21 protein-coding genes are annotated in these 20,372 nt (G+C 71.3%); 16 read left to right on the forward strand and 5 right to left on the reverse strand.

Annotated features, from left to right (window positions below; translation table 11 throughout):
* Nucleotides 1-7: 7 nt before the first annotated feature.
* Genes MMF94_RS28410 through MMF94_RS28425 form a run of 4 tightly spaced genes read left to right on the forward strand, consistent with a single transcriptional unit; the run spans nucleotide 8 to nucleotide 4,633 of the window.
* Nucleotides 8-757 (forward strand): redox-sensing transcriptional repressor Rex, encoded by a 750-nt coding sequence (locus MMF94_RS28410; RefSeq protein WP_241040277.1) that lies wholly within the window; start codon nucleotides 8-10, stop codon nucleotides 755-757.
* Complete coding sequence (locus tag MMF94_RS28415) at nucleotides 754-2,127, forward strand: glutamyl-tRNA reductase (RefSeq protein WP_241040278.1); 1,374 nt, start codon at nucleotides 754-756, stop codon at nucleotides 2,125-2,127. Before MMF94_RS28410 ends, MMF94_RS28415 begins: the two co-directional genes overlap by 4 nt.
* The gene (gene hemC / locus MMF94_RS28420) at nucleotides 2,124-3,092 is read left to right on the forward strand and encodes a hydroxymethylbilane synthase (protein ID WP_241040279.1); all 969 of its coding nucleotides are present in this window, start codon (nucleotides 2,124-2,126) and stop codon (nucleotides 3,090-3,092) included. Before MMF94_RS28415 ends, hemC begins: the two co-directional genes overlap by 4 nt.
* Nucleotides 3,092-4,633, forward strand: a complete 1,542-nt coding sequence (locus MMF94_RS28425; RefSeq protein ID WP_241040280.1) for a bifunctional uroporphyrinogen-III C-methyltransferase/uroporphyrinogen-III synthase — start codon at nucleotides 3,092-3,094, stop codon at nucleotides 4,631-4,633. The genes hemC and MMF94_RS28425 overlap by 1 nt, the downstream gene beginning before the upstream one ends.
* Before the next feature lie 148 nt (nucleotides 4,634-4,781).
* On the opposite strand, the gene MMF94_RS28430 is transcribed toward MMF94_RS28425, so the two are convergent.
* Together MMF94_RS28430 and MMF94_RS28435 are read right to left on the reverse strand one after the other, a co-directional pair.
* On the reverse strand, nucleotides 4,782-5,570 hold the full coding sequence (locus tag MMF94_RS28430) for a hypothetical protein (protein ID WP_241040281.1): 789 nt from the start codon (nucleotides 5,568-5,570) through the stop codon (nucleotides 4,782-4,784).
* The gene (locus tag MMF94_RS28435; protein ID WP_241040282.1) at nucleotides 5,567-5,992 is read right to left on the reverse strand and encodes a hypothetical protein; all 426 of its coding nucleotides are present in this window, start codon (nucleotides 5,990-5,992) and stop codon (nucleotides 5,567-5,569) included. The genes MMF94_RS28430 and MMF94_RS28435 overlap by 4 nt, the downstream gene beginning before the upstream one ends.
* Nucleotides 5,993-6,115: 123 nt before the next feature.
* Between MMF94_RS28435 and MMF94_RS28440 the strand changes: the two genes are divergently transcribed.
* The 11 genes from MMF94_RS28440 (at nucleotide 6,116) to MMF94_RS28490 (ending at nucleotide 17,010) form a co-directional block, all read left to right on the forward strand.
* On the forward strand, nucleotides 6,116-6,802 hold the full coding sequence (locus MMF94_RS28440; RefSeq protein WP_241040283.1) for a hypothetical protein: 687 nt from the start codon (nucleotides 6,116-6,118) through the stop codon (nucleotides 6,800-6,802).
* 9 nt (nucleotides 6,803-6,811) lie between these two features.
* Nucleotides 6,812-7,792, forward strand: coding sequence for a porphobilinogen synthase (gene hemB, locus MMF94_RS28445; protein WP_241040284.1), 981 nt, complete (start codon nucleotides 6,812-6,814; stop codon nucleotides 7,790-7,792).
* 111 nt (nucleotides 7,793-7,903) lie between these two features.
* A complete protein-coding gene (locus MMF94_RS28450) occupies nucleotides 7,904-8,395 on the forward strand; it encodes a DUF4282 domain-containing protein (RefSeq protein WP_241040285.1) in 492 nt (163 codons plus the stop codon).
* 43 nt (nucleotides 8,396-8,438) lie between these two features.
* The gene (locus MMF94_RS28455) at nucleotides 8,439-9,314 is read left to right on the forward strand and encodes a DUF2157 domain-containing protein (RefSeq protein ID WP_241040286.1); all 876 of its coding nucleotides are present in this window, start codon (nucleotides 8,439-8,441) and stop codon (nucleotides 9,312-9,314) included.
* A gap of 48 nt (nucleotides 9,315-9,362) precedes the next feature.
* On the forward strand, nucleotides 9,363-10,709 hold the full coding sequence (hemL, locus tag MMF94_RS28460; protein ID WP_241040287.1) for a glutamate-1-semialdehyde 2,1-aminomutase: 1,347 nt from the start codon (nucleotides 9,363-9,365) through the stop codon (nucleotides 10,707-10,709).
* Nucleotides 10,710-10,779: 70 nt separating this feature from the next.
* A complete protein-coding gene (locus MMF94_RS28465; protein ID WP_241040345.1) occupies nucleotides 10,780-11,406 on the forward strand; it encodes a histidine phosphatase family protein in 627 nt (208 codons plus the stop codon).
* Nucleotides 11,403-11,978, forward strand: a complete 576-nt coding sequence (locus MMF94_RS28470) for a TlpA family protein disulfide reductase (protein ID WP_241040288.1) — start codon at nucleotides 11,403-11,405, stop codon at nucleotides 11,976-11,978. Before MMF94_RS28465 ends, MMF94_RS28470 begins: the two co-directional genes overlap by 4 nt.
* A 99-nt stretch (nucleotides 11,979-12,077) precedes the next feature.
* Nucleotides 12,078-12,854, forward strand: coding sequence for a cytochrome c biogenesis CcdA family protein (locus tag MMF94_RS28475; RefSeq protein ID WP_241040289.1), 777 nt, complete (start codon nucleotides 12,078-12,080; stop codon nucleotides 12,852-12,854).
* Nucleotides 12,855-12,856: 2 nt separating this feature from the next.
* Nucleotides 12,857-14,653, forward strand: coding sequence for a cytochrome c biogenesis protein ResB (resB, locus tag MMF94_RS28480; protein ID WP_379660298.1), 1,797 nt, complete (start codon nucleotides 12,857-12,859; stop codon nucleotides 14,651-14,653).
* Nucleotides 14,653-15,588 (forward strand): c-type cytochrome biogenesis protein CcsB, encoded by a 936-nt coding sequence (ccsB, locus tag MMF94_RS28485; RefSeq protein WP_241040290.1) that lies wholly within the window; start codon nucleotides 14,653-14,655, stop codon nucleotides 15,586-15,588. Before resB ends, ccsB begins: the two co-directional genes overlap by 1 nt.
* A gap of 108 nt (nucleotides 15,589-15,696) precedes the next feature.
* Nucleotides 15,697-17,010 carry a MinD/ParA family ATP-binding protein gene (locus MMF94_RS28490; RefSeq protein WP_241040291.1) on the forward strand — a complete coding sequence of 438 codons (1,314 nt, stop codon included), beginning with the start codon at nucleotides 15,697-15,699 and terminating at the stop codon, nucleotides 17,008-17,010.
* Nucleotides 17,011-17,449: 439 nt separating this feature from the next.
* On the opposite strand, the gene MMF94_RS28495 is transcribed toward MMF94_RS28490, so the two are convergent.
* Nucleotides 17,450-17,677: a BldC family transcriptional regulator gene (locus MMF94_RS28495; protein ID WP_169400036.1), complete on the reverse strand. Its 228-nt coding sequence runs from the start codon at nucleotides 17,675-17,677 to the stop codon at nucleotides 17,450-17,452.
* A gap of 158 nt (nucleotides 17,678-17,835) precedes the next feature.
* On the opposite strand from MMF94_RS28495, the gene MMF94_RS28500 reads away from it, so the two are divergent.
* Nucleotides 17,836-18,195: a DUF4229 domain-containing protein gene (locus MMF94_RS28500; RefSeq protein ID WP_241040292.1), complete on the forward strand. Its 360-nt coding sequence runs from the start codon at nucleotides 17,836-17,838 to the stop codon at nucleotides 18,193-18,195.
* On the opposite strand, the gene MMF94_RS28505 is transcribed toward MMF94_RS28500, so the two are convergent.
* Entirely contained in the window at nucleotides 18,151-19,032 is an 882-nt protein-coding gene (locus tag MMF94_RS28505; protein ID WP_241040293.1) for a 1,4-dihydroxy-2-naphthoate polyprenyltransferase, read from the reverse strand. The genes MMF94_RS28500 and MMF94_RS28505 overlap by 45 nt on opposite strands.
* A 9-nt stretch (nucleotides 19,033-19,041) precedes the next feature.
* A complete protein-coding gene (locus tag MMF94_RS28510; protein WP_241040294.1) occupies nucleotides 19,042-20,304 on the reverse strand; it encodes a hypothetical protein in 1,263 nt (420 codons plus the stop codon).
* Between the last annotated feature and the right edge of the window lie 68 nt (nucleotides 20,305-20,372).

Here is a 20,372-nt window from a genome sequence, read left to right on the forward strand (position 1 = left end):
CGTGAGCGTGACGAAGCCGCCGCAGGCCGGCTCCGAGGACGCAGCCGCCGCGGGGCTGCGGGCCATTCCCGAGGCCAGTGTCGCCCGGCTCGCCCTCTATCTCCGGATGCTCGGCGAGCTCGCCGAGCAGGGCGCGGAGACGGTCTCCAGCGACGAGCTGGCGGGCGTCACCGGGGTGAACCCGGCCAAGCTGCGCAAGGACCTCTCCTACATCGGCTCCTACGGCATCCGCGGTGTCGGCTACGAGATCTCCGCGCTGGTCCGCCAGCTCGAGCGCACGCTCGGGCTGGACCATCTGCAGGCCGTCGCGCTGGTCGGGGTGGGAAACCTCGGCCACGCGCTCGCGGGCTACACCGGATTCGGCGGTCGCGGGTTCCCGGTCACAGCGCTGTTCGATGTGGATCCCGATCTCGTCGGTATCCACATCAACGGCATCATCGTCGAGCACGTCCGGTCGATCCCACAGATCTGTGCGGAACGCGGGGTCACCATCGGCATGATCGCCACTCCCGGCCCCGCCGCCCAGGGTGTGTGCGACCTGCTCGTCGGCAGCGGCGTCCGCTGCATCCTCAACTTCGCCCCGGTGGTGCTGCAAGCGCCGCCGGAGGTCGAGATCCGCAAGGTCGATCTGGCCGTCGAGCTCCAGATCCTGGCGTTCCACGTGGCACGCAGACGCCTGGCCCAGCAGGACGGGGCCGTGCTCGACGGCCAGGTCAACGGACACGCGACGAACGGTTCCGGAGGGATGCTCACGTGAGCGTCTTGGTAGTTGGTCTCTCGCACCGCAGCGCTCCGGTTGAGGTGCTGGAGAGAGCCGCTGTGGTGGCGGACGAGGTACCCAAGTTGCTCGACGAGATGCTGCGCGCCACGCACGTGTCCGAGGCCGTGCTGCTCTCCACGTGCAACCGCATCGAGGTCTACGCCGTCGTCGACGCGTTCCACGGCGGCCTCGCCGACGTCTCCGCCGTGCTGTCCCGGCACGCCGGGATGCCGATGCCGGAGCTCACCGAGCACGTGTACGTGCACTACGCGGGGTCGGCCGTGCAGCATCTGTTCGCCGTGTCCGCGGGGCTCGACTCCATGGTGGTCGGTGAGGCGCAGATCCTCGGCCAGCTGCGCAACGCCTACGCCGCCGCCGACAAGGCAGGCACCGTCGGCCGGGTACTGCACGAGCTGGCCCAGCAGGCGCTGCGCGTCGGCAAGCGGGTGCACGCGAGCACCGGCATCGACTCGGCGGGCGCCTCCGTCGTGTCCGAGGCTCTCGCCGACGCCGCTGCCGCGCTCGGGGGGAGCCTGGCGGGCCGCCGGGCGGTCGTCGTCGGCGCGGGCGCGATGGGTTCGCTGGCCGCTGCCCACCTGCGGCGCGCGGAGGCCGCCGAGATCGTCGTGCTGAACCGCTCGCCGAAGCGCGCCGCCCGTCTCGCGGAGAACACCGCAGCGCAGGGCACTCCCTCCCGGGCCGGTGGGCTCGACGCCCTCGCAGGCGAGCTGGTGGACGCCGACCTCATGATCGCCTGCACCGGCGCCGTCGGCACCGTGGTCGACGAGGCCACCGTGGCGGACGCCGTCGCCGGCCGGTCCGCGCGCCCGCTCGCTGTCTGCGACCTCGGCCTGCCCCGCGATGTGGACGCGGCGGTCGCCGCTCTCCCCGGCGTCACGGTGATCGACCTGGTGGCCCTGCAGCGCAGGCTCTCCGACGGCCCGCGCGGTGCGGCCGTGGCCGCCGCCCAAGAGCTCGTGGCCGAGGAGGCGCAGGCCTACCTGGCCGCACAGCGCTCCGCCGAGGTCACCCCCACCGTCACGGCACTGCGCAAGCGCGCATCGGAAGTGATCGATGCCGAGCTGCTGCGGCTGGACTCCCGCCTCCCCGACCTGGACGCCCGGGTGCGTGATGAGTTCACCAAGAGCGTGCGGCGTGTCGTGGACAAGCTCTTGCACACCCCGACGGTGCAGGTGAAACGGTTGGCCGAGGGGCCGGACGGCGACAGCTACGCCGCTGCGCTGCGCGCTCTGTTCGAGCTCGACCCGCAGACGCCTGCCGCTGTGGCGCTCCAGCGCAGCGGTGACGTGATCGCCGCCCTGGAGGCTCGTACCGAGCCGACAGGTCCGGAGGAGGCGACCGGATGACTCTTCGCATCGGTACGCGGCCCAGCGCCCTCGCACTCGCGCAGTCCACTCTGGTCGCGGAGCGGCTGCGTTCGGCCGGGCACGACGTCGAGTTGGTGGAGGTGTCCACGTCGGGCGACCGGTCGATGGTCCCGGTCGCCGAGCTCGGCGTGGGTGTGTTCGTGTCGGCGCTGCGCGAAGCGCTGGTGAGCGGCCAGGTCGACCTGGCCGTGCACTCCTACAAGGATCTGCCGACCGCGCCCGACCCCCGGCTGCACCTGGCGGCCGTGCCACCGCGGGAGGATCCCCGCGACGCACTGGTCGCCCGCAACGGGATGGTGCTCGGTGAGCTGCCGCCCGGGGCGAGGGTGGGCACGGGCGCGGCGCGGCGGCGGGCTCAGCTCGACGCGCTGGGTCTCGGTATCGAGGTCGTGCCGATCCGTGGCAACGTCGACACGCGCGTCGGCAAGGTGCACTCGGGTGAGCTCGACGCGGTGGTCGTGGCCGCGGCCGGGCTGCGCAGGCTCGGACGCATCGACGAGGCCACCGAGCTGCTCGACCCACTACAGATGCTTCCCGCCCCGGCCCAAGGTGCACTCGCGGTCGAGTGCCGGGCCGACGACCTGGAGCTCGGTCGCGCGCTCTCACTGGCGCTCGACGACGAGTTCACCCGGGCCGCCGTCATCGCGGAACGCGCGGTGCTCGCCACGCTGGAAGCCGGGTGCAGCGCGCCGGTCGCCGCACTGGCCGACGTGGTGTCCGACTGGGAACCGATCGCCGGACCGAACGGCGAGGAAGAGGACGGACGCGCGGTAGACCGCCTGTCGCTGCGGGCCGTCATCGGCACGACCGACGGAGGCCTGTTGCGCGCCTCCGTCACCGGAAACATGGACGACGCCGAGAAGCTCGGAGCGGCCCTGGCCGCCGAGCTTCTCGACATGGGGGGCTTCTCCGCCCTCGGAGAACAGCTGGATCGGGAGATCTGATGAACCGAGCACCGAGTACCCCGGGACGGGTCGCCTTCGTGGGCAGTGGCCCCGGCGATCCCGGCCTGCTGACCGTCCGCGCGCGCGAGGCTCTCGCGAATGCGCCGTTGGTCATCACCGATCCGGATGTCCCCGAGGTCATCCTGGGCCTGGTCGCCGATGGCGCCGAGGTGCGGCCAGCGGTCGGCCAACCGGCCGACGTCGCCCGCGACCTGGTCTCCGAGGCCCGCTCCGGCCGTACCGTCACGCGGCTGGTCAGCGGCGACCCGCTGACCGTCGACTCGGTGGTGCAGGAGGCCATCGCGGTGGCCGCCGCCGACGTGCCGTTCGACGTCGTGCCCGGTGTGCCTGCCGGCACGGCCGTTCCGGCCTACGCCGGCGTGCCGCTCGGGTCGGGGCACATCGAGGCCGACGTCCGTGCCGGCGTCGACTGGCCCCGGCTCGCCGCGGCACCGGGCACGCTGGTGCTGCACGCCTCCCCGTCGCACCTGTCAGAGGTGGTGGGCGCCCTCACCGAGAACGGGATCGCCGCGCAGACCCCGGTGGCCGTCACCGCGGGAGGCACCGCCACCACCCAGCGGACGGTGCAGGCGACGCTGGCCACGATGGCTGCCGAGGCGGCCGATCTCGAGGGCCAGTTGGTGGTCACCGTCGGCCCCGAGGTCGGGCTGCGCAACGAGCTGTCCTGGTGGGAGTCGCGCGCGCTGTACGGGTGGCGTGTGCTGGTGCCCCGCACCAAGGACCAGGCCGGGGCGATGAGCGACCGCCTGGCTGTGCACGGCGCCACCGCGGAGGAGGTGCCGACGATCGCCGTCGAGCCCCCGCGCTCGCCCACGCAGATGGAGCGCGCGGTCAAGGGGCTGGTGGACGGCCGCTACCAGTGGGTGGTGTTCACCTCCACCAACGCCGTGCGCGCGGTGTGGGAGAAGTTCGCCGAGTTCGGTCTCGACGCGCGCGCCTTCTCCGGCGTCAAGATCGCCTGCGTCGGAGCCGCCACCGCCGAGAAGGTGCGCAGCTTCGGCATCGTGCCCGAGCTGGTGCCGTCGGTGGAGGAGTCGCAGGAGTCCTCGTCCGAGGGGCTGCTGTCGATCTTCCCGCCCTACGACGACGTGCTCGACCCGGTCGACCGCGTGCTGCTGCCGCGCGCCGACATCGCCACCGAGACGCTCGCCGCCGGTCTGCGCGACCGCGGATGGGAGATCGACGACGTCACCGCGTACCGCACGGTCCGCGCGGCGCCGCCGCCCGCCCCGATCCGCGAGGCGATCAAGACCGGCGGGTTCGACGCGGTGTGCTTCACCTCGTCGTCCACGGTGCGCAACCTGGTCGGCATCGCAGGAAAGCCGCACGCTCGCACGATCGTCGCGTGCATCGGCCCGCAGACGGCCGAGACGGCCCGTGAGTTCGGGCTGCGCGTCGACGTGCAGCCCGACGAGGCGCGCGTGCCCGCCCTGGTCGACGCCCTGGCGGCGCACGCGGCCCGGCTCCGTGCCGAGGGCGCTCTGCCGCCCCCGAAGAAGGCGAAGGCCCGCCGCCGCTGAGCCCGAGTGAGCGGCACTTCCGCCCGGCAGATCGGGCGGAAGTGCCGCTCACTTGCGGTTACATCAGCACCTGCCCGCCGGCCCGGCGCGCCCGCGCCGGCCGGCCCGACCCGAGCGGGCAGGCCGGCACAACCGCCGGCACGGGCGCTCAGTAGTTCTTGACCACCGACCGCGGGACGGTCCGCCACCGCCTGCGCCCGTCCGGGTCGACGACCGGTGGCTCTAGCAGCAGCACCGCCCGGCCGTCGAGCAGGACGGGGCGTACCCAGTCGCCGAGCTCGATGAGCTCGCCCGCCGCAGGTTCCTGCCGCTGGTGGTCGCGGACCTGGTCGATCGAGACGAGGTCGAGCAGCCTGCCGGCGGTCATGTCGCCGCTGATCTCGCGGATTCCCGGCATGAACAGAAACAGCCCGTCGCCGCCGGAGAGGTGCAGGCCCACGGCGGCGAGCGCACCCAGGACGCCGTCCTGCGTGCCACCGTGACCGCTCAGGTGCACGCCCGTCGCCGCCGCCAGCGTCCGCGCGGTCGCCGTGACCAGCACCTCGCGCTTCGCCCGTCGACCGAACTCGACGAGCCGCTCCCGCCGGCCGCTGCCCTCGGGCAGGTCCGGCAGCACCGCCACGGCCAGCCCCGGGTCCGCAGCGGGCGGGCAGACTCGCTCGAGAAAGCTCGCGGCGATCTCGACGACAGCGGGCACCACAGCCTCGGGATCAGCGGCCATGCTGCGCCATGCGATGCACGCGCTGGAGTTGTGGGACGTGTAGGGGATACGCGGGTCGACCAGGAGCTGATGACGGGTGGCGCCTGCCGCGCTGCCGAGCCCCGCCTCCTCCAGCTCCGTGATCAGCTGCCGGCAACGCCGGCCGGTACCCGGGCTCGCGAGGTCGTCGATGCCGATGAGCAGGTCGACGCCGAGCAGCGCTCTTCCGCTGGTCACGGGTTCGCCACCAGGGCGGTCACGTCGCGCACCCATCGGTTCGTGGGCAGGTCCGCGCCCGCGAGTTTGACGGTGCCGCGATTGGTCACGGCGAGGATCGGCTGGGCGGAGAGGTCCGTGGCGGACAGGGTCTGGGCGGGATCGCGACCCTCCACCCGCAGCGCCGACACGTCCGCCACTCCGGCCTTGTCGAGAACGCTACGGATGGTCGGGCCGGTCTGGACCTGGTCGCCCGCCGACTGGGGCGTGTCCACGTCCACCTGCTGCAATGTCTGAAGCGCGGCGAGATCGAACCGGGCGAGCTCCCGGTCGCCGTCCCGGATCACCACGGCGCCACTGCTCGACCCGTCGCCGCCGGCGCCCCCACCGGTGCCGGCGGATCCGCATGCGACCAGGGCCGCTGCCAGAAGAAGACCAACCACCGCTGTGAGACTCCGCCGCATCCGCGACTCCTTCGGACTTCGATCCTCAGGTATGAGGAGTTATATGCAAAATAAACTCGCACATGCGGTTCTATCATGGTCATCCAGAGCTATGCTGCCGCCATGAAGTCCTGGGCTCTGCCGGCCGTCTCGATCGGTAGCCGGGCAGCGGATCGCGCGCGAGATCTCGCACTGCCGCTCGTCGCCGTGGCCGGGATCGTGGCGGTGACCGACCTGCGCATACCCGTCGGGCTGCCCGGTCACCGAGGACTGATCTGGCTGACGCTGCTCGTCGCCGTGGCGCTGTCGGTCCGCCGGCCCGGCGTGGTCACCGCCGTCGGCGCGGCCTCGACCGTGCTCACCTTCGCGCTGGGCAGCGCTGTGGGCGACCCGCGGTATCTCGCCGCAGCGATCCTCCTGGACGCGACGCTGGCCGTCCCCATCGTCCGGCGCCATCCGGTGCTGCTGGGCCTCGCGGCATCGCCGATCCATCTCGTCGCGCTCGTCGCCCCGTTGCTGGGCGCGGTCGGAGCCGGCGGCGCGCTCGTCGGGCTCGGTTCGGGGCTCGCGACGAAGGCGGGCTTCCACCTCGCCTTCGGCCTCGTCGCAGGACTCCTCGGGTGGACGGTCGCAGCCGCCTTGGGGTGCTCCTGGACCGGCGGTGAGGGAGTGAGGTCGACGATGCGTCGCACCCTTGCTCGCCGTGGTGAGCGCCTGCGTGGCGGGAGCGCCACCGGAGGAACGTGCGACGCTCGCGGACACAGCATTTTCTTCTGCCCGCGCTGCCGGCGGTCCGCCGCCGAGTCGTAGCCTGGCGTCATGGCCTTCCCAGCTCATCGGCCGCGGCGACTGCGATCCACTCCGGCCATGCGCCGGCTCGTCGCCGAGATCGACCTGCGACCCCGTCACCTCGTGCTGCCGATGTTCGTCAAGGAGGGCGCGAGCGAGCCGGTTCCGATCGCGTCGATGCCCGGAGTCGTCCAGCACACGCGCGACTCGCTGCGAAAGGCGGCCACCGAAGCCGTGTCCGCCGGGGTGGGCGGGCTGATGCTCTTCGGCGTGCCCGAGAGCCGGGACGCCACGGGCACAGCGGGCGTCGACCCCGACGGGGTGCTGAACGTGGCCCTGCGCGATCTCCGCGCCGAGGTCGGCGACGCCACCGTACTGATGGCCGACACCTGCCTCGACGAGTTCACCGACCACGGCCACTGCGGAGTGCTGGACGCCGAGGGTCGCGTGGACAACGACGCCACGCTCGCCGTCTACGGGGAGATGGCCGTGGCACAGGCCGAGGCGGGAGCGCACCTGCTCGGCCCCAGCGGGATGATGGACGGCCAGGTCGGAGCCATCCGCGAGGCGCTCGACGCCGCAGGCCACGTCGACACCGGCATCCTCGCCTACACGGCGAAGTACTCCTCGGCGTTCTTCGGCCCGTTCCGTGAGGCGGTCGAGTCCCAGCTGCGGGGCGACCGCAAGACGTACCAGCAGGACAGCGCCAACGTGCGGGAGGCGCTGCGCGAGCTCGCGCTCGACCTCGAGGAGGGCGCCGACATGGTGATGGTCAAGCCCGCGCTCGCCTACCTCGACGTGCTGCGCGCCGTGGCCGAGACGGCCGACGTGCCCGTGGCGGCCTACCAGGTCTCCGGGGAGTACGCGATGGTGGAGGCCGCCGCGGCGAACGGGTGGCTGGACCGCGACCGCACGGTGCTCGAGACGCTCACCGGGATCCGCAGGGCCGGTGCCGACATCGTGCTCACCTATTGGGCCACCGAGGTGGCGACGCGTCTCACGACCGAGTGAACTTGCGCGGCCGTGACCGCTTCGCAACGCTCAATACGGCCGATAGAAACCTGAATGCGACCAAGCGGGCGATACGATCGCGAACCTCGTGAACGATCGTGGAGGCTCGCAATGACGTACGACCCCGGCAACCCCGGCGATCAGCCCCAACCGCCCGGCGGCCAGGGTTGGTCCGGGGGGCAGCAGCCGCCGTACCCGGGTGGGTACGGCCAGCAGCCTCCGCAGGGCTGGGGCCCGCCTCCCGGTCAGCCGCCTTACGGCGACCCCTCGGCGTACGGGCCGGGACCGGGACCAGGACCAGGGCCCGGCAACAGCCCGCAGGCGCAGGCCAAGGGTTTCTTCTCGGCGTTGTTCGACTTCGGGTTCAACCACTTCGCCACGCCGTCGGTCGTGAAGATCCTCTATGTGGTCGGCCTGGTGCTGCTGGGGCTCGCCTACATCGGCTTCGTCATCGCGGGCTTCGCGCAGGGCGTCGGCCCCGGGCTGCTCGTGCTGATCCTCGGTGCGATCGTGGCGCTGTTCTACCTCACGCTGTTCCGCATCACGCTCGAGTTCTACTACGCCGTGGTCCGGATGTCAGAGGACATCCACCACCGGCGCTGAGACCTGCGTGGACAGCGAATCGGACCGGCCCTACGGTAACGCCGTGAGCAGCACACCGTCCGATCCCGGGCGTGGGGACCAGAAGCCTGACGGCGGTCCTCACCGCGACGACCGTGCGGACGGCACGCAGCAACCTGCGCCGTCCGACAGCCAGGCGGAGGGCGCCCCCCAGTACGGCGCGCCGCCCGTCGGCCAGTACGGCGGTCAGCCCGGCCAGTACGACCCGTACGGCCAGCAGGCGGGCCAGCCGGGTCCGTACTACGGGCAGCCCGGCCAGTACGGCGCGCAGCCCGGTCAGCCGGGCCAACCGGGCCAGTACGGGCAACCGGGTCAGTACGGCCAGCCGGGCCAGTACAACCCCTACAACCAGCCCGGCCCCTACGGCGGCCAGCCCTACCCGGGCGGGCAGGGCGGCTACGCATACAACCCGTACAGCACGCCCTACCCGGCCGGGCTCGACGAGGTCGACACCGCTCCCGTCGAGCGCCCCCGGATCATGATCCTGTCCTTGGTGTTCGTGATTCTCAGCGCGCTGCCCTTCCTGGGCATCGGACTCGTGCTGCTGGTCGCGGCGGAGAACGGGGCGCAGGCCTTCGATCCCGAGCAGCTTCGCCAGATCGAGGAGGCCGGCGTCTCGGTCGCCGAGATCATCCGCGTCGCGGGCGGGATCCTCCTTGCCGTCGCCGCGCTCTACATCGGGTTCGCCGTGCTCGCCTTCATCGGACACAACTGGGCCCGCATCATCCTGACGATCATGACGGCGGGGTTCACGCTCCTGGCGCTGAGCACCGTCTTCTCCGGTCTCGGCGGCGACAACGCCAGCCTGTTGTTCATGCTGGTCGTCATGATCCTGTCGATCGCAGGCACCGTCGTCCTCTACACGCCGGACGCTCGTCAGTTCTTCGCCGGACGCCGCTGACCCGCACCCCTGCCACTTCGAGCACGCCGCGGTGCAAGACTGGCGGCCGTGGGAAGCTCGCCTACCTCGTCCATCACCGATACCGGCGCCGGCACCTCAGGCCGCCTCTTCGAACGGGCCTGCGCCGCGATCCCCGGCGGGGTGAACAGCCCGGTGCGGGCGTTCACGTCGGTCGGCGGCACGCCACGCTTCATGGTCTCCGCCGCCGGTCCGTGGCTCACCGACGCCGACGGCAACCGCTACGTCGACCTCATCAGCTCATGGGGGCCGATGATCCTCGGCCACGCGCATCCGGCAGTGGTCGAGGCCGTCCGCGCCGCGGCGGCCGACGGTCTGTCCTTCGGCGCCCCGACGCCGGCCGAGATCGAGCTCGCCGAGGAGATCATCTCCCGGGTCGACCCGGTGGAGCAGGTGCGGCTGGTCAACTCGGGTACCGAGGCGACGATGAGCGCGATCCGGCTCGCGCGTGGCATCACCGGTCGCCGGGTGATCGTGAAGTTCGCCGGCTGCTACCACGGCCACGTCGACGCGCTGCTGGCACAGGCCGGCTCCGGTGTCGCCACGCTGGGCCTGCCGACCAGCCCCGGGGTCACCGGGGCCCAGGCCGCCGACACGGTGGTACTGCCCTACAACGACCTCGACGCCGTCCGGGCTGTGTTCGCCGAGCGCGGTAGTGACATCGCCTGCGTCATCACCGAGGCCGCGGCCGGGAACATGGGCGCGATCGCGCCACGTCCGGGCTTCAACGCCGGGCTACGCGAGATCTGCCATGCCCACGGCGCCCTGCTCGTGGTCGACGAGGTGATGACCGGATTCCGCGTCTCGCCCGCCGGCTGGTTCGGCCTCGACGGGGTGGCGGGCGACCTCTACACCTTCGGCAAGGTCATGTCGGGCGGGTTGCCCGCTGCCGCGTTCGGCGGCCCGGCCGCGCTCATGTCGCACCTCGCGCCCGCCGGGCCCGTGTACCAGGCGGGGACGCTGTCGGGTAACCCCGTGGCCGTCGCCGCCGGTCTGGCCACCTTGCGCAACGCCACCGCCGACGTCTACGCGGCGCTCGACGCGCACGCTGCCCGGCTCGGCACGATGATCGGTGACGCGCTGCGCGCCGAGGGGGTGCCCCACCGGGTCCAGTTCGCGGGGAACCTGCTCTCGGTGTTCTTCACCGACGACGAGGTGCACGACTACGCAGGGGCGCAGGCCGCGGCCACGTGGCGGTTCCCGGCGTTCTTCCACGCGCTGCTGGAGCGGGGGGTGTACCCGCCCCCCAGCCCGTTCGAGGCGTGGTTCGTCTCGGCGGCTCTGGACGACGACGCCTTCTCCGCGATCGAGGTAGCCCTGCCGGCGGCGGCCAAGGCGGCGGCGACGGCCACCCCTCCGGCGGAGGCAGCACAGTGAGGCACCGCTGCTTCGCCATCGCGGTCGTGGCGGGGCCGGCTGCGGCGAGGGCCGGCGCGTGAGCAGCGGAGTGCGCACCGTCGTGCACCTGCTGCGCCACGGCGAGGTGTACAACCCCGGCGGGATCCTCTACGGCAGGCTGCCCGGGTTCCACCTCTCCGAGCACGGGCACAACCAGGCCGAGATCGTGGCCAAGGCGCTCGCCGACGCCGACATCACGGTCGTGCACGCCTCGCCGTTGCAGCGTGCGCAGGAGACCGCCGCGCCGATCGCTGCCGCCCACGGCCTGGAGGTCATCACCGACGAGAGACTGATCGAGGCCGACAACCGCTTCGAGGGGAAGACGGTCTCGGTCGGCGGCGGGGCGCTGCGCGTGCCGCGGTACTGGCCGCTTCTGCGTGACCCCTTCACACCCTCCTGGGGCGAGCCGTACCTGCGCATCGCCCACCGCATGCTCGCCGCGGTGCACAGCGCGCGCACGGAGGCCGAGGGCCACGAGGCGGTGTGCGTCTCGCATCAGCTGCCGATCTGGACGCTGCGTCGGTTCGTCACCGGCCAACGGCTCTGGCACGACCCCCGTCGCCGCCAGTGCGCGCTCGCGTCCCTGACGTCGCTCGTGTTCGTCGGCACCGAGCTGACCCAGCTGCAGTACAGCGAGCCCGCAGGCGGCAGCAGCCCAACGGTGACCGGCGCATGAGACGGATCGCGATCGCCGTGGCCGCAGCCCTGTTGCTGCTGGTGGCCGGATGTTCCACCACGAAGGACGCGGTGGACGAGGGCACGAACTTCGAGTTCGTCGCACCTGGCGGGCAGACCACGATCCTGTACGACCCGCCGTCGAGCCGCGGCCGGGCGCCGGCGATCAGCGGACCGAGCTTGCTGCACGACGGTCAGACCGTCGGGGTGAGCGACTACCACGGCAAGGTCGTGGTGCTCAACATCTGGGGCTCGTGGTGCGGCCCGTGCCGGGTGGAGGCGCCCGAGCTGCAGAGCCTGCAGGACCAGACGGGGGCCGTCGTCCTCGGTATCGACGTCCGGGACGACCGGTCCGCGGCCACCGACTTCGTCCGCGACCGGAGCATCACGTTCGACTCGATCTTCGATCCCCCCGGCCGCAGTCTCGCCGCGCTGAGCGGCTACCCCCGCAACACCGTGCCGTCCACGATCGTGATCGACCCGCAGGGCAGGGTGGCTGCCGTGTATCTGACGTCGATCCGGGTGAGCGAGCTGGCTCCGCTGGTGAAGCGTCTGCAGGCCGAGCAGGCCTGAATCCGCCACCCGGTAGGAAGGGTCCGAAACCGTTGATTCACTACACGTTGTAGAACCCGGTGCGCGCGGCGCCGGGCCCCGGGCCTACGCTCGTGGTCGATGGACCCCACGACCACCCTCGCGGTCTCCGGCCCGCTGCTGCTCGCGGTCGCCGTCGCCGTGCTGGCGGGGGCCGTGAGTTTTGCGTCTCCGTGCGTCGTGCCCCTCGTGCCCGGCTACCTCGCGTATCTCGCGGGGCTGGTGGGCGCCGACTCCCCTCCTGCCACGCTCACCGAGGCGCGGGAGCAACGCAGCGGGCGGTGGCGGGTGGCCGGGGCGGCGGCGCTGTTCGTGGCCGGGTTCACAGTCGTCTTCGGGGCCATTCTCGTCGGCGTCGTCTGGTTGTCCGACGCGCTGGTGGCCAACCAGGTCGTCCTGCAGCGGGTCGGCGGCATCGTCATGATCGTGATGGGGCTGGCGTTCGTCGGGCTCATCCCGGTGCTGCAGAACGAGCGCCGGGTGCACTGGGTGCCGCGGCTCGGGATCTGGGGAGCGCCCCTGCTGGGAGCGGTGTTCGGCCTGGGCTGGGTGCCGTGCATCGGCCCGACGCTCGCCGGGGTCGTCGCGGTGGCCGCAGGCACCGGCGGTGGCTCGTTGCGCGGCGTCGTCCTCACGGTGGCCTACTGCGCCGGACTCGGCGTGCCGTTCGTGCTGATCGCGCTCGGGGCGGCTCGGGCCGTGCGCGCCCTCGGCTGGCTGCGTCGCCACACACGTGCGATCCAGATCGCCGGCGGGGCGCTCATGCTGGCCGTCGGGTTCCTCCTCGTCAGCGGTCTGTGGGACGGGCTGCTCGCCCAGCTGCAGACCTCCGTTGCCGGCTTCACCCCGGTGATCTGACCATGGCGACTGCGACGGAACTGGCGACTCGCCCCCCGGAGAAGGGCGACCCGCGGCCTGCGAACGGGTGGATCGCGATCCTGCGCAACGCCTGGCGGGCGCTCACGTCGATGCGGACGGCGCTCATCCTGCTGTTCCTGCTGGCGCTGGGTGCGCTGCCGGGCGCGCTGCTGCCGCAGCGCTCGCTCAACCAGCAGCTCGTCGACCAGTACTTCACCGACCACCCGACGATCGCGCCGCTGCTGTCTCACCTCGGCTTCTTCGACGTCTTCGCGGCGCCGTGGTTCGCCGCGGTCTACCTGCTGCTGATGGTGTCGCTGGTCGGTTGCGTCCTTCCCCGGACCATCGAGCACGCGAAGGGCCTGCGCGCCGCACCCGTCGCGACGCCGCGCAACCTCGGGCGGCTGCCGCACCACGCCACCGCCACCCTCGACCTGTCCCCGGACGAGGCCGCCGAGCGGGTGCGCGGCCGGCTGCGTGGCTGGCGCAGGACGGAGAAGGAAGCCGGCTCCGGTCGCACGATCTCCGCAGAAAAGGGCTACCTGCGTGAGGCCGGCAACCTGCTGTTCCACCTGAGCCTGATCGGACTGCTCGTCGGGTTCGCCGGCGGCAAGCTGTACGGGTACGAGGGCCAGGTCATCGTCATGTCGGGCGGCGGGCAGTTCTGCAACACCGGCATCCTCGGCTACGACTCCTTCCAAGCCGGCCTGCGGGTGGACGGCACGAATCTCACGCCGTTCTGCGTGCAGGTGAACGACTTCGACGCCACCTACCAGCCCAACGGGCAAGCCGAGAGCTACCGCGCCGCCATCGGCTACCAGACCACGGCCGACCTGCAGTCCGGTCACGTGAACCAGTGGCGGCCCTACCAGCTCGAGGTCAACCACCCGCTGCGCCTGGACGGCAGCCGCGTCTACCTGCTCGGCAACGGCTACGCGCCGAGGTTCACGGTGACGTTCCCCAACGGGCAGCAGCGCGTCGGCGAGATCCAGTGGAAGGCCGTCGACCAGAACACGATGCTGTCGGAGGGCGCCACCAAGTTCGAGCCGCCGGGCGTCACCGACGAGCAGCAGCGCCGTTCCAGCCAGCTCGCCATCACGGGGCTGCTCGCGCCCACGAGCTCGCGGGGCAACGTCGTCACGTCGGTGTTCCCGGCGCTCGACGACCCCGAGGTCGCGATCGACGTGTACCGCGGAGACCTCGGGCTCGACGACGGGCGTGGTCAGTCGATCTTCGAGGTCGACCAGAGCCAGATCGACTCCGGTGCGCTCAAGCGGATCGTGCGGACGAATCTCGTGCCGGGCCAGTCGGTCACGCTCGACGACGGCACCACCGTGCGCTTCGACAGCGTGCAGAAGTGGGTGTCCCTGCAGGTCAGCCATGACCCCGGTCAGGACGCCGTGCTCGTGTTCGCCGTGCTCATGCTCGTCGGGCTGGGGTTGTCGCTGAGCATCCGGAGGCGCCGCTTCTGGGCCCGGCTCGTCCCCACCGCGGACGGCACCCGGACGGTCGTGGAGATCGGTGGTCTCGCCCGCACCGACCGGGCGGGCTATGGCGAGGAGTTCGATCGCATCCGCGCGGATCTCCTGGGCAGCCCGGCCGATGGCGATTCCGGGGTTGTATCCACGACCGGTGATTCCCCGGCAACTGATTCTTCGGACGACGATTCCCCAGGGCCCGATTCTCCTGACGAGGATCTTCCCGCAGGCGACTCCCGTCAGGACGCCTCCCACAGCGGCAGTTCGCCCGGCGACAATTCCGCCGCCGACGGCTCGGTCACGGCAGCGAAGGACGGCTGATGCTCTCCGAATTCGCCCTCTACAGCGATCGCCTCTTCATGGCGGCCGTCAGCGTCTACGTGCTCGCGATGGTCCTGCACGGCGCCGAGTACGCGGTGCAGAGATCCGCGAAGGCGGTGCTGGTGGGTGCGGGCGGTCCGGCACTCGACACGAGGTCCGACGGCCCCCGGCCGGACGCACCCGCCGGCCGCAGCCGGGCCGAGCGCTTCGGGCGGATGGGCGTGTCGCTCGTCGTGCTCGGGGCCGTGCTGCACGCCGCTTCGATCGTCCTGCGCGGGCTTGCCGCCCAGCGTTGGCCGCTGGGCAACATGTACGAGTTCACCTCGGCGATCTGCCTCGCGGCGATCGTGGCGTGGCTCGTGATGCTGCGCCGGTCGCCGGCAGCGCGCCCTGTCGGGCTCTTCGTGTTGTTGCCCGTGGTGATCCTGCTGTTCCTCGGCGGCACGGTGCTGTATGCGCCTGCCGCGCCGGTGATGCCCGCGCTGCAGTCGTACTGGCTGGTGGTGCACGTCACCACGGTCAGCATCGCGTCCGGCCTGCTGATGGTGCCCGGTGTGGCCAGCCTGCTGTTCCTGCTGCGGCGGTCCGGACGCCTGGCCGACTTCGCCGACAGACTGCCGAGCGCCGACGCGCTCGACCGGCTCGCCTACCGCATCACCATCGTCGCTTTCCCGCTCTACACATTTGCGATCATGGCCGGCGCGATCTGGGCGGAGGCGGCGTGGGGCCGGTTCTGGGGCTGGGACCCGAAGGAGACCGTGGCTTTCGTGGCGTGGGTCATCTACGCCGCGTACCTGCACGCCCGTGCCACGGCAGGCTGGCGTAACGGCCCGGCGGCATGGGTGAACGTCGCCGGTTTCGCCGCCATCGTCTTCAACTTCTTCTTCATCAATATGGTGGTTTCCGGCTTGCATTCCTATGCCGGACTCGGCTGATCGGACTCGTAACACTCGCCCTTGCGCGTGTGGCTCGACCGGACGCATGAGCGCGACTACCGTCGGCCTTTGTGCAGGTGATCAGCGGTCGGCCTGGTGGGATGTCGAATGACGGAGCGTAGCCCCGGGGACGATCGCGACTACCCGGACGGCTCCGTGGGTCGCTACGTACGCGAGCAATGGGGCACCCTGCCCAGCCGCACGCCTCCCTCCGGCAACCCGGCTGTGCCGGAACCCGACCCGCCGGGCCTGCCCTCTCCACCGGTGACGCCCGCCGCGCCGGCGGATTCCTCGCCCAACGGCTCCGGCCCCGCGGCCGGGATGCCGTGGGGTCATGCGGTTCCCGGTGGGGACCGGCCGTCCGACGCGCAGGCCACGCCTCCTCATCCGTGGCGATCGAGCGGGGCGGGTCCGCGTAGCCGTGGATGGACCGATCCCGCGGCGGTGGCTGCGCAGGAGGCGCAACAGGCGCGTAGCGGCTCGGATCAGCGTCATCAGGAAACGACGGACCTCTCGTCGGCCCGCCTGCTGCGCCAGACTCCGCGCCCCCCACAGTCCGGGTGGCGCCTGGCGGTCTACAAGATGTCCGGGCGTTTGATCAACCCGGGTGAGAGTCCCTCCGATGTCCGACGGCGCGAACTCACCGCTCGACTCAACAAGCCTTTGCTCGGCTGCTACAAGATCGCGATGCTCAGCCTGAAGGGCGGGGTCGGAAAGACCACCGTGACGGCCACCCTCGGTGCGACGTTCGCCTCACTTCGCGGCGATCGCGTGGTTGCGGTGGACGCCAATCCCGACCGCGGGACGCTCAGCCAGAAGATCCCGCTGGAGACCAGCGCCACCGTGCGCCACTTGTTACGGGACGCGCAGCGGGTGCGTCGCTACACGGATGTGCGCGCGTACACGTCGCAAGGACCGTCGCGCCTCGAGGTGTTGGCCAGCGAGCAGGACCCAGCGGTCTCCGAAGCATTCAGCGAGGAGGACTACCGGCGCACCATCGCGCTGCTCGAGCACTTCTACAACATCGTGCTCACCGATTGCGGCACAGGACTCATGCACTCCGCCATGTACGGCGTGCTGGGCCTGGCCGACCAACTGATCATCGTGTCGTCGGGATCGATCGACGGTGCACGCAGCGCGTCCGCAACGATGGACTGGCTCGATGCGCACGGGCACGGTGACCTGGTACGGAACTCCGTGGCGGTACTCAACTCCGTGCACCGGTCCTCGGGCGGCGTCGACCTGGACCGGGTGGCTGAGCACTTTGCGGCACGTTGCCGAGCAGTGGTGCGAGTGCCGTACGACCCTCATCTCGAGGAGGGTGCGGAGGTGGATCTGGACCGTCTGGCGCCTGCGACGCGGCTTGCGCTTCTGCAGCTCGGTGCTGCGGTGGCGGATGCCTTCGAAGGTGCCTCGGTCTGACGGCGGTCCGGTGGCCGCAGTGCCACAGGCCGCCGCCTGATGGTTTTCACCGCCGCTTCATGAGCGACGTCGTTCAGTGGTGATGAGCCGGAGCGCCCCGGCCGCGAGGGCCGGGGTGCCAGCTCAGGCGCCGGGAGGATCGTCCCGTCGCCGGACTCTCTCGTCGAGTTGACGAAGGAAGTCGGGGTCATCATCAGGACCGCTGACCCGTGGCCTCCCGGAACCCGTGATGGGCCGGCGAGGGGGCTGCGGGACCTGCGAACTGCTGGTGCTCATCGCTTTCCACAGCACCAGAGCGATGACCGCGGCGCCGACGAACGCGATGAGGAACAACACTCCAACCACCTCCGGCGTCGAGGTTAGCGGAGCAGGGGCGTCAGGGTGGCGGAGAGCCTGAATGCTGTCCGCACCGTCACGCGCATAGCTACTACCAGGGCGCTCAGGGGCGCGACGGCGGTAACGTGGCCTCACTGGTGAGGTCGGCCAGCATGCTCCGCACCTCCGACTCCCGGAAGCGACGGTGCCCGCCGGGAGTGCGGATGGAACCGATCCGACCGGCGGACGCCCAACGCGTCACGGTCTTGGGATCGACGCGGAAGAGAGCCGCCACCTCGCCAGGGGTGAGCAGGCGCTCGTTGCTGCTGGCCTGAGTCGTCGTGATTGTCATGTGGACCTCCAGAGCCGCGGGGCGTTTCCGGGCCATCGTGACACCTGGGACCCCACGTACTCGAACGGTTGTCCGTAGGTAAAGGGCTCTTCAAGGACGAACCGGACACGAATCGGACACCGCAACGCGCCGCCAGCCGGCGGACGTAGGCTCACGATATGACCTCGCCACCCACCGGGCACCCCCCCGCGGGGCAGCGACTGGGTCTCGCTGCCACCGTAGGGCTTTACGCGCTGGCCCGGCTCGGTCTCGTTGCCATCGTGACGGCGCTCATGCTCCTGACGGGCACGCCGTTCCTGATTGCGCTGCTCATCGGCCTGATCGTCGCCCTGCCGTTGTCCATGGTGCTCTTCCGCGGACTGCGCGGCCGCCTCGACACGGCGCTGTCGGAGAGCCGTAGCCGGCGGTCGAGAGAGCGCTCCGCATTGCGGGCGCGGCTGCGTGGTGAGGGGGATCTCCCTGCCTCACCGGGCTCAGGCGACCTGCCCGAGCGCCAGCCCGATCCCCGTGAGGACTGACCAGGCGAGCAGGAGAATGCCCGTTTGGGACAACACGCGAATCAGTTTACGACCGGATGCACCGCTCAGGACCTCGCGCGCCAGCATCACAACGAGCGGCAGGGTCAGCAAACCGAGCAGCATTGGCCAGCTGCGCAGGCCCGCTAGCAGCGACAACAGTAGTGGGACGGTCACGAGTGCGACGTACAGGCGGCGGGTGTCGGTGTCGCCCAGCACGACCGCGAGCGTGCGCTTACCCACAACAGTGTCTGTTGGGATATCCCGCAGGTTGTTTGCAACCAGCACCGCACATGTGACCATGCCCACTCCGACGGCGGTGACGATCGCGAGGGGCCCGGGCGGACCGCTCTGCGTGAGCACCGTTCCCAGCACCCCGATGGGGCCGAAGAACACGAAGACGGCCACCTCGCCCAGGCCGGAGTAGCCGTAGGGCCGCTTCCCGCCGGTGTAGAACCACGCCCCGGCGATGCAGAGGGCGCCGACGGCGATCAGCCACCACTGCCGGCTGAGTGAGACCAGCGTGAGCCCGGCCAGTCCGGCGATCGAGAGAACGACGATCGCGATGGTCCGCACCGCTGCCGGCTCGGCGGCCTTCGACCCCACCAGCCGCAGCGGGCCGACCCGCTCGTCATCGGTGCCGCGAATGCCGTCGGAGTAGTCGTTCGCGAAGTTCACCCCGACGACCAGCGCCACCGCGACGATCAACGCGAGCACGGCGCGCCCCGGCGCGACGACGCCTGCGCCGATCGCCGCGCCGGTGCCGGCCAGGACGGGGGAGACGGCGGTCGGCAGGGTGCGAGGGCGTGCGCCCTCGATCCATTGCGCGATGGTGGCCACGGGCAAACGTTATCCGGCTGGGGTGCCGGTGTTCACCGGTGCACCGGCGCCTCCCGTCGTGCAGGCCGTCACCGCGCCCAGGTCGGGCACCGCCGAAGCGTCGAGGTACTCGGCGGTGCCGATGCGCAGCCACCGGTCCGCCCCCTGGCCGACGGCGCACTGCACGGGCACCATGGCCTGCTGCGCGACGATCCCGGTCACCTCGGCGTCCGCGTGCGGAGCCGCCAGCACCTTCGGGGTGCCGACAACCTTGGACAGGCGCTCGGAGCCGGTCCACAGGTAGTCCACCGTGACCCACGCGTTGTCGTCGAGTTCGAGCGCGTCCCAGAAGAGACCGTCGGCGAGGTCGATGCCTGCGGGGTTGAGGACCTCCCGGTCGGACTGATCCTTCCCGTCGTTGTAGTCCTCCTTGTACGCGGCCTGGGCCTGCGGAAGACCTTGGGGGAGGTCGGTCCACTCCTGGCGGACGTCCTCGGGGTTCCAGTAGTCGTCCCGCGTGTTCCATGGCCCGACGTCCCAGACCGGGGCGAACGCGCAGCGGCCGTTCGGCGCGCAGACCTTGACCGAGTAGTCGCTGGTGTCGCGCGGCGACAGTCCGCGCCGGGACGGCAAGGCGACGAAGTGGTCGCGTTCGGTGATCACGTGCCCGTTCGCCGTCGTGCCACCGACCAGGCCTTCGCGGGTGGCGAAGACGCGGAACCGGAGCGCGCCGTGCTCCCCGACGGGCGCGGCGAGCGGCCTCGTTGCGGGCCGGGCCGTGAGGGTGACACTGCGCACGGTGGGTCCGGCACCCGGTGGGCCTGCGAGCACGAGCCTGCCCTGCACCTCGGACGAGGGTTCGGGCAGCTCTGCGACCAACGCATCGGGGGCCGGCTCGGCGGGCACCCACTCGGTCCAGCCACCGTTGCTGCGCCGACCCCGCACGTCGACGACGGCCGTGCTACCGGCGGGAACGTCGCCGATGACGGTGGCGACGACCTGGTCCGTCGGGGCGGGTAGCCGCTGGGACCTGAGCGTGAGCAGCCCGGTCGGGACGGCGGCGCCTCCGAGCACCGGTGCGTCCTCGACGGGGGCGAGGAAGGCGCCTGCGCCCTCCAGCCGGACGGTCCCGCCGACGATCCGGACGCCCGCAGGATCGCCGGTGGCGAGGTCGGGTGCCCAGGAGGCGATGGCCACCGGTTGTGCGACCGCCGGTGTCGCCAGACCTGCGGATAGTGCGCTCACGAGGACGAGTGATGCCAGTGGTGCTGCCGTCGCGACCAGGCCACGCATGGCGCTCCCTGTTACTCGTGTGACTGGAGTGGTCTACGAGGCGCAGCACATATCACGAAACTGTAGTG

Origin of the sequence: Pseudonocardia alaniniphila (assembly GCF_022524485.1) — a bacterium.
GTDB lineage: Bacteria > Actinomycetota > Actinomycetes > Mycobacteriales > Pseudonocardiaceae > Pseudonocardia > Pseudonocardia alaniniphila.